This window comes from Streptomyces sp. NPDC059696 (assembly GCF_042733745.1).
Lineage (GTDB): Bacteria > Actinomycetota > Actinomycetes > Streptomycetales > Streptomycetaceae > Streptomyces.
Window position 1 is genome coordinate 100,154 of record NZ_JBHWFG010000026.1, and the last position, 9,444, is coordinate 109,597.

7 protein-coding genes are annotated in these 9,444 nt (G+C 72.8%); 2 read left to right on the forward strand and 5 right to left on the reverse strand.

Going from position 1 to position 9,444, the window contains the following annotated elements; all coding sequences use genetic code 11:
- Positions 1–15 precede the first annotated feature (15 nt).
- Both ACFV20_RS26245 and ACFV20_RS26250 read left to right on the forward strand, forming a co-directional pair.
- Complete coding sequence (locus ACFV20_RS26245; RefSeq protein ID WP_385660269.1) at positions 16–1,560, forward strand: alpha/beta hydrolase; 1,545 nt, start codon at positions 16–18, stop codon at positions 1,558–1,560.
- A 135-nt stretch (positions 1,561–1,695) separates the two neighbouring features.
- Positions 1,696–3,165 (forward strand): alpha/beta hydrolase, encoded by a 1,470-nt coding sequence (locus tag ACFV20_RS26250; protein WP_385660271.1) that lies wholly within the window; start codon positions 1,696–1,698, stop codon positions 3,163–3,165.
- A gap of 71 nt (positions 3,166–3,236) precedes the next feature.
- On the opposite strand, the gene moeZ is transcribed toward ACFV20_RS26250, so the two are convergent.
- The 5 genes from moeZ to ACFV20_RS26275 all read right to left on the reverse strand — a co-directional run bounded on the left by moeZ (position 3,237) and on the right by ACFV20_RS26275 (position 9,274).
- Positions 3,237–4,415, reverse strand: a complete 1,179-nt coding sequence (moeZ, locus tag ACFV20_RS26255; RefSeq protein ID WP_030854826.1) for an adenylyltransferase/sulfurtransferase MoeZ — start codon at positions 4,413–4,415, stop codon at positions 3,237–3,239.
- Positions 4,416–4,478: 63 nt separating this feature from the next.
- Positions 4,479–5,228 carry a spherulation-specific family 4 protein gene (locus ACFV20_RS26260; RefSeq protein ID WP_385660274.1) on the reverse strand — a complete coding sequence of 250 codons (750 nt, stop codon included), beginning with the start codon at positions 5,226–5,228 and terminating at the stop codon, positions 4,479–4,481.
- Positions 5,216–6,175, reverse strand: a complete 960-nt coding sequence (locus ACFV20_RS26265) for an NAD(P)-dependent oxidoreductase (protein ID WP_010047687.1) — start codon at positions 6,173–6,175, stop codon at positions 5,216–5,218. Before ACFV20_RS26265 ends, ACFV20_RS26260 begins: the two co-directional genes overlap by 13 nt.
- 139 nt (positions 6,176–6,314) lie before the next feature.
- Positions 6,315–7,556 (reverse strand): hypothetical protein, encoded by a 1,242-nt coding sequence (locus tag ACFV20_RS26270; protein WP_385660276.1) that lies wholly within the window; start codon positions 7,554–7,556, stop codon positions 6,315–6,317.
- On the reverse strand, positions 7,556–9,274 hold the full coding sequence (locus ACFV20_RS26275) for a DUF3492 domain-containing protein (RefSeq protein WP_385660278.1): 1,719 nt from the start codon (positions 9,272–9,274) through the stop codon (positions 7,556–7,558). Before ACFV20_RS26275 ends, ACFV20_RS26270 begins: the two co-directional genes overlap by 1 nt.
- Between the last annotated feature and the right edge of the window lie 170 nt (positions 9,275–9,444).

Consider the following 9,444-nt stretch of genomic DNA (forward strand, 5'->3'; position numbering starts at 1 on the left):
CCGCAGGATGGAACCATGCCAACCCTCCTCCGGCTGCGCGCCACCGTCCTGACCGCCTCCGCCGTGTTGCTGTCCACCGTGCTGGCGGGGTGCGGCGACGACGCCAAGGACGAGGACGTGACCCGGCAGGAACTGAGCTGGAAGGCCTGCCCGGCCCCGGACGAGGCCCAGGGCGGCGGCCCGGCGCCCACGCCCCTGCCGGACGACGGAGAGTGGGAGTGCGCCACGATGAAGGCCCCGCTCGACTGGAGCGACCCCAAGGGCGACACCATCGGCCTCGAACTGATCAGGGTCAGGACCACCGGCACCGGGAACGAACGCATCGGCTCGCTCGTCTTCAACTTCGGCGGCCCCGGCGGCTCGGGCGTCGCCACGCTGCCCGCCTTCGCCAAGGACTACGAGAAACTGCGCACGCGCTACGACCTGGTCAGCTTCGACCCTCGGGGTGTCGGCCGCAGCGACCCGGTGATCTGTGAGAACGACCAGCAGCTCGACGCCTACTTCCAGCAGGACGGCACCCCCGACGACGCCGCCGAACGCACGCAGCTGCTGGACAGCACCAAGGAGTTCAACGACGCCTGCGAGCAGAATTCGAAGAAGGTCCTCCCCTACGTGCGCACCACCGACGCGGCCCGGGACCTGGACCTGATGCGCCAGGTCCTCGGCGACGACAAGCTGCACTACTTCGGCATCTCCTACGGCACCGAACTGGGCGGCGTCTACGCCCACCTGTTCCCCGAGCGGGTCGGCCGTGCCGTGTTCGACGCCGTCGTCAACCCCACGCAGGACCCCGAACAGAGCTCGCTGGGGCAGACCAAGGGCTTCCAGCTCGCGCTCGACAACTTCGCCGAGGACTGTGTGTCGAAGGCCGAGGAGTGCCCGATCGGCGACAGCGCGCAGGACGTGAAGGACCGTATCGCGCGGCTGCTCAGCGACCTCGACCGCAAACCGATCCCGGGCATCTTCCCGCGCCAGCTGACCCAGACGGCCGCGACCAGCGGCATCTTGCAGGCCCTGTACTCCCAGGACTTCTGGGAGTTCCTCACCGACGGCCTGGAGGAGGCCTACGACGGCGACGGCAGCACCCTGATGCTGCTGTCCGACTCGATGAACGGCCGCAGCGAGAACGGCGAGTACGACAACTCGACCGCCGCTTTCACCGCCATCAGCTGCGCCGACGCCAAACCTCGCTACGACGCCGCCTATGTCGAGCAGCGGCTGCCGCAGTTCCGGGCCGCGTCACCCCTGTTCGGCGACTCCCTGGCCTGGGGCATGATCGGCTGCACCGACTGGGCCGTGCCGGGCGCGGCCGACCACCCCGACGTCAGCGCTCCGGGCGCGGCGCCCATCTTGGTCGTCGGCAACACCGGCGACCCGGCCACGCCGTACGAGGGCGCGAGGGCGATGGTGGACGCGCTGGGCAAGGGCGTCGGCGTCGAGCTCACGTACCGGGGGCAGGGCCACGGCGCCTACGACAGCAAGAACCGGTGCGTGCAGGGCGCGGTGAACGGCTATCTGCTGGACGGGAAGGTGCCGCCGACGGGGACCGTCTGCACCTGACATCCCCAGCCATTTCGGCAAACTCGCAGGTCAAAGGGTTATCCACAGGCTGGAACGGCCGGAGCGGGATCTGCCTACCATGGCCTGACCGCCATCCGCGGCACGGAGCGGAGGGCCGGCGAGGGGGGATGGGCAATGACACGCTTGGTTCGGTGGACCGCTCTGGCGGCCGCCTCGGTCCTGCTGGCCGCGGGCTGCGGGGGCGGTCCGTCCGACGACGACAGGAGCGGGCTGTCCTGGGGACGCTGCGAGGCCACCGCCGACGGGCCCGCACCGAGCGCTGAATGGCAGTGCGCGACCCTGAAGGTGCCGTTGGACTGGTCGAAACCGGACGGCGAGACGATCGGGCTGGGACTGATCCGCGCCAAGGCCCGCGGCGACGACCGCGTCGGGTCGCTGTTGTTCAACTTCGGCGGACCGGGTGCCTCCGGCGTGTCCATGATGCCGTCGTACGCCCCGGCCGTCTCCTCACTCCGTGAGCGGTACGACCTGGTGAGCTGGGACCCACGCGGCGTCGGCGCCAGCGAGGGGGTGCGCTGCCGGGGCGACAAGGCGATCCAGGCGGCCGAGTCGGTGGACCTCACCCCGGACACCCCCGGCGAGGAGAAGGCGTACCTGCGGGACGCCGCCGACTTCGGCAAGGGCTGCCGGAGAGACGCCGGAAAGCTCATGGCCCATGTCTCGACCGCCGACTCGGCCCGTGACATGGACCGCATCCGGGAGGCCCTCGGCGACCCCAGGATGAACTACTTCGGCATCTCCTACGGCACCGAGCTGGGCGGCACCTACGCGCACCTGTTCCCGAAGAAGGTGGGGCGCATGACGCTGGACGCGGTCGTGGACCCCGGGGCGGACACCGTGGGCCACGCCGAGAACCAGGCCCGGGGCTTCCAGCGGGCGCTGGACAACTACCTCGTGTCCACCGGCCAGGAGCCCGAGGAGGGCTCGCGGAAGATCGCGGCCCTGTTGCGGCGGATCGACGCCCGCCCTCTTCCTACGAGCGCGCCCGGGCGGAAACTGACCCAGTCCCTCGCCATCACCGGCATCATCCTGCCGCTCTACAGCAAGGACAGCTGGCCGACGCTGACCGCCGCCCTCGACGCGGCCGAACGGGGCGACGGCTCCGAGCTGCTGACCCTCGCCGACCGCTACAACGAACGCGACCCGTCGGGGCGCTACGGCACGACGACCCATGCACAACGGGTCATATCGTGCCTGGACGACAGGCAGCGGCCGACCGTGGCGGAGACGAAGCGGCTGCTGCCCCGGTTCGAGAAGATCTCCCCGGTCTTCGGGGCGTTCCTCGGGTGGGACACGGCCGGCTGGTGCCACGACTGGCCGGTGCCCGGACAGCACGACACCCCTCAGGTGAGCGCCCCGGGGGCGGCCCCGGTTCTGGTGGTCGGCAACACCGGCGACCCCGCCACCCCGTACGAGGGTGCGCGCAGGATGGCCGGGGAACTGGGCAAGGGCGTCGGGGTGCTGCTGACCTGGCGGGGCGAGGGGCATGGCGCCTACGGCAGTGGGAGCGACTGCGTCGACTCCACGGTGAACGCGTATCTGCTGGAGGGTGCGGTGCCGAAGGACGGCAAGGTCTGCTCATGACGACGGCGGGGGCTTCGGGCACTCGTGGTGCCGGAAGCCCCCGCCGATCGGCAAGGGAGGCCGGGAACGGCTCAGTACACCGGCTTGGACGGCTCGATCTGGTTGACCCAGCCGATCACGCCGCCGCCGACGTGCACCGCGTCCGAGAAGCCCGCGGACTTCAGCACCGCGAGGACTTCCGCACTGCGGACACCCGTCTTGCAGTGCAGGACGATCTTCTTGTCCTGCGGGAGGCTCTCCAGGGCGGTGCCCATGAGGAACTCGTTCTTCGGGATCAGCCGGGCGCCCGGGATGGAGACGATCTCGTACTCGTTCGGCTCGCGGACGTCGATGATGTCGATGCTCTCGCCGTCGTCGATCCACTCCTTGAGCTGCTTGGGAGTGATCGTGGAGTCGGCGGCCGCCGCCTGGGCCTCCTCGGAAACGACGCCGCAGAAGGCCTCGTAGTCGATGAGCTCGGTGACGGTCGGGTTCTCGCCGCAGACCGCGCAGTTCGGGTCCTTGCGGACCTTGACCTGGCGGTACTGCATCTCCAGGGCGTCGTAGATCATCAGTCGGCCGACCAGCGGGTCGCCGATGCCGGCGAGGAGCTTGATGGCCTCGTTGACCTGGATGGAGCCGATGGACGCGCACAGCACGCCCAGCACGCCGCCCTCGGCGCAGGAGGGGACCATGCCGGGGGGCGGGGGCTCCGGGTACAGGCAGCGGTAGCACGGGCCGTGCTCCGACCAGAAGACGGACGCCTGGCCGTCGAAGCGGTAGATCGAGCCCCAGACGTACGGCTTGTTCAGCAGCACGCAGGCATCGTTGACCAGGTAGCGCGTCGCGAAGTTGTCCGTGCCGTCGACGATCAGGTCGTACTGGCTGAAGATCTCCATCACGTTGTCGGCCTCGAGCCGCTCCTCGTGAAGGATCACGTTCACGTACGGGTTGATGCCCTTGACACTGTCGCGCGCGGACTCGGCCTTGGGGCGGCCGATGTCGGCCTGGCTGTGGATGATCTGGCGCTGCAGGTTCGACTCGTCGACCTCGTCGAACTCCACGATGCCGAGCGTGCCGACGCCCGCGGCGGCCAGGTACATCAGCGCCGGCGAGCCCAGGCCGCCGGCGCCCACACACAGCACCTTGGCGTTCTTCAGCCGCTTCTGCCCGTCCATCCCCACATCGGGGATGATCAGGTGGCGGGAGTACCTGCGGACCTCGTCTACGGTGAGCTCGGAAGCCGGCTCGACCAGGGGTGGCAGCGACACGGGGGCTCCGTTGGTCGGTCGATCACTACGGTTGTTCTCCCCGTAACAGTGCCATGCCCTTTTTCATTCCGAGACACCTGTTCCGATACGCGAGACGAATTCGTCCCAGTAGCCGGGCATGGCCTCCCAGGGATCGGTGCGGCCGCCGCGGTCCGTGCGGTCGGTGATCCACACCGTCGCGGCGCCTCGCCGGCGGGCGATGCCCAGCGCCTCGGCCAGGTGGGGGCGGGGCACGCCGTGGACGAAGTGGCAGAAGCGCTCGGGAGCGTGGTCGGCGGTCCACTCGGCCACCTGCGACCAGCGGTAGTCGCTCCAGGGTCCGGAGAAGGTGACCAGCTGGTCGGCGAGCTCGACGTAGCCGGGGTGCGGGTGGATGCCGTGCCCGAGGACGATGTGGGCAGCGTCACGGATGACGCGGAGCGTGGCGACCGTGCGGCGGACCTCGGGCAGCCCGGCGTGGTCGGCGGGGCAGCGCTCCAGGAGGAAGCCGTCGACCTGGTACCAGTCCACGAACCGGTGGGCGTCCGAGATCAGCTCACCGAAGTTCCGGGTGCCGTAGCGGGTGTCGAGATGGCCGAGGACGCGGGTGCCCGCGTTGCGCAGCCGGCCGGCCGCCGCCAGGCAGTGCGGGTCGGGGCGCGTGCCGGGGCCGTCGTCCACATTGAGGACCGCCCAGTGCAGCGGGGTGCCGGGGCGGGTCAGCTCGCCCCATTCGGTCGGGGCGAGGAGGGGGTGCGCATAGCCCGGGACGCCGACGCCGAGACGGAGTTCCGTGTTCGCGGTGTGCCGCCGGGATCTGGTCAGATGCGGCATGCCGCCTCCATCCAGATGTCGGCGAGGGACTCCTCCAGTCCGATCCGGGGACGCCAGCCGAGCCGGTCGCGCGCGGTGCGCACGTCGGCCTGCTGCCAGCTGCCGCAGCCGTCCGGGTACGGGTACGCGACGGGGGGCGCGTGGTCCGGGTCGGGGCGTGGGTGGCCGATGGCCGTGCGCAGGGCGCCGGGCGGACCGTCGAGTTCGTGCAGGGCGCCGCCGTATCCGGCGACGCGGGCGAGGACGGCGGCGGCGTCGCGCAGGCGCACGGCGCGTCCGGAGCCGATGTTGATGACGCCCTGCGCCGCGGACAGCGAGGCGGCGTGGACGGCGCGGGCCACGTCGCGGACGTCGACGAAGTCGCGCTGGGCGCCGAGGCCGCCGAGTTTCAGCTCGCCGTCGCCGGACTGCATGGCGCGGCGCATGGCCTCGGCGAGGCGGCCCAGCGGGGAGCCCGCGGGGGTGCCGGGTCCGGCCGGGGAGAAGACGCGCAGGACGACGGCGTCCAGACCGGAGCCGAGGACCAGTTCGGTGGCGGCGAGTTTGCTCACGCCGTACGGGCCGCCGGGCCGGGGCACCGCGTCCTCGGCGGTGGAGGAGCCGGGCTGGCTCGGCCCGTACTCCGCGCTGCAGCCGATCTGCACCAGCCGGGCACCGCAGCCGCTGCGGCGCAGGGCCTCGCAGACGGTGGCGACGGCGACGGTGTTGTGGCGGGTGAGTTCGCGTGCCCCGCCGCGGGTGGCGCCGGCGCAGTTGACGACGACGCCCGGGTGGACGGCGTCGAGGAAGCGGGTGAGGGCGCCGGGACTGCCCGAGGCGAGGTCGAAGCGGACGTCGGCGTCGTCACCGCGGCCGAGGGCGGTGAGCTGCACGGCGGGGTCGGCGAGCAGGCGGTCGGCGACGAAGCGCCCGATGTAGCCGTTGGCTCCGATCAGCAGGACTCTCATCGTGTGGCTCCCGGGGTCGCCGGGGTTCCTGGGTGGGTGATCATGCGGGTTCTCCTCGAGGCAAAGGCAAAAGAGGGGGGAAGGAAGGCGGGTGAGGGACGGGAGGTGTCCGTGGCCGTGAGGCCGGTGTCGGTGGTGGTCACACGGCGGGCTCCGGGGGTGCGTGCGCCGAGGCCCGGGTGAGCTTGCGGACCGTGTGGACCAGGAGGGCCAGGGCCGCGGCCGTGCAGACGAGGGCGGGGACGCTGCCGACGCCCCAGGTGGTGACGAGCTGTTCGACGGGGGTGGCCAGGAAGCCGAGGCCGGGGAGTCGGGAGGCGAAGACGGCGGCGAGGACGACCGCCTCTGCCGTGGCCGTCGCGGCGAGGACCACCGCGGGGGCGTAGGTGAAGCCGTGGGTGGTGAGGAGACGGGCCAGGAACAGGAGGGCACCCAGGGCGAGGGCCTGGGCGTAGGCCGCGGGTTCGCCGAGTACGGCCGAGCAGAGCGTCAGGAGACCCGCCAGGGCACCGAGGAACAGGGCGAACGTGCCCAGCAGGAGCGGGCGTACCGCGGTGGCGAAGTCCTCCAGGCCACGGCTGGACGCGAGTCTGCGGCGGGCGCGCGCGGTGATGAGGTGCGCGGTCCAGGCGGCGGGCGCGCAGGCCAGGGCGAGGGCCAGGACCGGCGCGACGGTGAGGGGCCAGGGACCGCCGGGCGTGCCGGTGGGCAGGGCGTCGGGGCCTCCGGCGAGGGCGCCGCGGAGCAGGCCGTCGCCCAGGAGGGAGTAGCCGACGAGCCACAGGGTCCATGGGGTGGTCCTGCCGGGGGCTGCGCCGGGTCGCGGCCCGGGCCGGTCCGGGCCGGTCCTGCTCAAGGGGCCCCGGCGCAGGGCCGCGCGGAGGGCCAGGGCGACGGCGAGGGCACCGGCCACACCGGCGAACAGGCGCGACTGCCCCCGGGTGAGCTGCAGCGCTGCCACGGCGGCTGCGCACAGCGCACCGGGCAGGAGGGTCAGGAAGACCCAGTCGGCACGCACCCGGGGCGGGGCGGGCGGTGGCGGCGGGGGTGTGTCGCCGTCCCGTGAGACCCGGGCGTACATCTCCTCGGCGAGGGAGAAGACGTCGCGGTGGCGGAAGCGGGCGGCGGTCCGGTCGGTGACGCCGTGAGCCTCCAGGCCCGCGGCGATCTCCAGGGGGTCCACCGCGCGCTCGCAGAGCTCACGGTGACGGTGCATCAGCGCCTTGACCGGGTCGCCGGCACCCCGGCGCAGGGTGGACACCTTGCGCTCGGCGAACGTCTCCCGGCTCGCGGGCCCGTTGCCCTCGGCGGCGGACACTGCCGCCTCGCCTGCTGCGACCGCCTCAGGAGCGGTCGGGTCCAGTTCCTCCAGGCCGCTCATCACGCACCCTCCGGGGCGGGGACGGGAGTGGTGGCGCGCACGGGCCCGCCCGCCGCCCAGCCGGGGCCGCCGCGGGCGGCGAGGCGGGGTGACGCGGCGGCCCAGCGGACGGGTACGCGGGCCTCGGCGGGAACCGCAAACGGCAGCGGCGCCCCCGCTCCGTCGAGGAGGACACGGCGGACGGGTGCGTGCGAGACGATCTCCAGATAAATGCCGTGAAATGCCTCGATGTTCTGCTCGACCGTGAACAGTTCGAGCGCGCGGGCACGGGCGGCGGCGCCCAGGCGCGCACGGCGCTGCGGGTCGCGCAGCAGCGCCACGCACGCCTCGGCGAGCGCCTGCGGATTGCGCGGCGGTACGACCAGGCCCGTGCCGCCGATGATCTCCACGACCGCGCCGACGTCCGTGGACACCGTGGCGCGCCCGCAGAGCATCGCCTCGACGAGGCCGACGGGGAAGCCCTCGACCACGCTGGACAGGACGGTCACGGCACCCGAGGCGTAGGCGTCGGCGACGAGCGGGAGTTCGGGTCCGCCGATCTCCTCGAAGGACACCGGGTTGTCACCGGCGATGTGGGGGCCCTCCGCCTCGTCCGGGAAGAGGTGGGCGGCCAGCGCCCTGCAGTGACCGAGGTAGGCCGCGCCCTCGGGGCCGGCGGGGGCGCCCACGACGCGCAGACGCGTTCTCGGCTCTCGCTTGCGCACCTGCGCGAAGGCGTGCAGTAGCGAGACCAGGTCCTTGGCGGGCTCGACGCGGCCGACCCAGAGGAGCGTGTCCGGGTCCGCGCGGTCCGGCGACTCGCCCACGGCGGCGAAGGGCCGGGCGTCCATGCCGGGGTAGACCGTGCGGAGCTTGGCGCGGTCGGCGCCGCAGCGCTCCTGCCAGCGGCGGGTGTGGGTGTTGCCGGCGGTGACACATTCGGCCCGCGCGTAGGCCTCGGCGGTGAGCCGGCCCTGGAAGGCGGCCACCAGGGACCGTACGGCGGGCGGGGCGTCGGGAGCGGTGAGGTAGTGCGTCCGCAGGCGCACGCCGTACTCGGTCACCATCAGGGGGACCCCGGTGAAGTGCCGGGCGAGCAGCCCGGGCAGGGCCGCCGCGCCACCGGACGCGGCATGGCAGAGGTCGACCGCGCCGAGTCCGTCGTCCTCGTACCAGTCGAGGGAGAGGGGGCGCAGGGCGCGTTCCAGGTGGGCCGCGACGGCGAGCAGGTCCGGTACGCGCGCCTCGCGCGCGGCGCGGTGGGCGCCGGGCGCGCGGCAGGCGCGTTCCAGGGTGCGCACGGCGGCCTCCGAGCGGAGGGCGCCCGCCAGCCCGCCTTCCTCACGGGCGAGTTCCGCAAGCCCGTACAGAGCGGTGGCGAAACGGTCCGCCTCGGGGGCGGGCGCACCTTCGGAGAGGCTCCCGACCGCTTCCGAGGCACCCTCGGGGGGCCCGCACAGCACGGCGGCCAGCTCGGCGAAGCACTCGGTGAACCGCCGGCGCGCACGGCGCCCGAGCGCCACCTCGTCGTCCTCGGCCAGCCACAGGGGCGCGGTGCGCACCCTGCGGACGTTCGGTGACAGCGGGACCCAGCCCTCGTCCTCCTGGTGCTCGCTGCGGCTGAGCGCGTAGACGTCGAACTCGTGCTGGGCGAGCCCGCGCACCAGCCGGTCGCACCAGAGCCTGGCGTCACCGCTCACATACGGATACCCACCCTCCGTAAGCAGTCCGATGCGCACGAGTGCACCCCCGATCTCCCGTATGGGGAGCCGCCGTTGTCCGGCGGCTCGCAGCGGGACGAACGTATGCGGACAAGGCGGTGGTGGGGGGGGGGGGGGGGGGGCGGCGCTCACCACCGCGGCGCCCAGGCGTACGAAAAAAAGAACGGGGCCCACGGCCCCGAGACCGC

What these genes read in the sequence shown, in the direction of transcription:
- ACFV20_RS26260 (WP_385660274.1), bottom strand. Translation starts at nt 5,228, where the DNA reads ATGCCGCATCTGACCAGATCCCGGCGGCACACCGCGAACACGGAACTC.
- ACFV20_RS26270 (WP_385660276.1), bottom strand. Translation starts at nt 7,556, where the DNA reads ATGAGCGGCCTGGAGGAACTGGACCCGACCGCTCCTGAGGCGGTCGCA.
- ACFV20_RS26245 (WP_385660269.1), top strand. Translation starts at nt 16, where the DNA reads ATGCCAACCCTCCTCCGGCTGCGCGCCACCGTCCTGACCGCCTCCGCC.
- ACFV20_RS26265 (WP_010047687.1), bottom strand. Translation starts at nt 6,175, where the DNA reads ATGAGAGTCCTGCTGATCGGAGCCAACGGCTACATCGGGCGCTTCGTC.
- ACFV20_RS26250 (WP_385660271.1), top strand. Translation starts at nt 1,696, where the DNA reads ATGACACGCTTGGTTCGGTGGACCGCTCTGGCGGCCGCCTCGGTCCTG.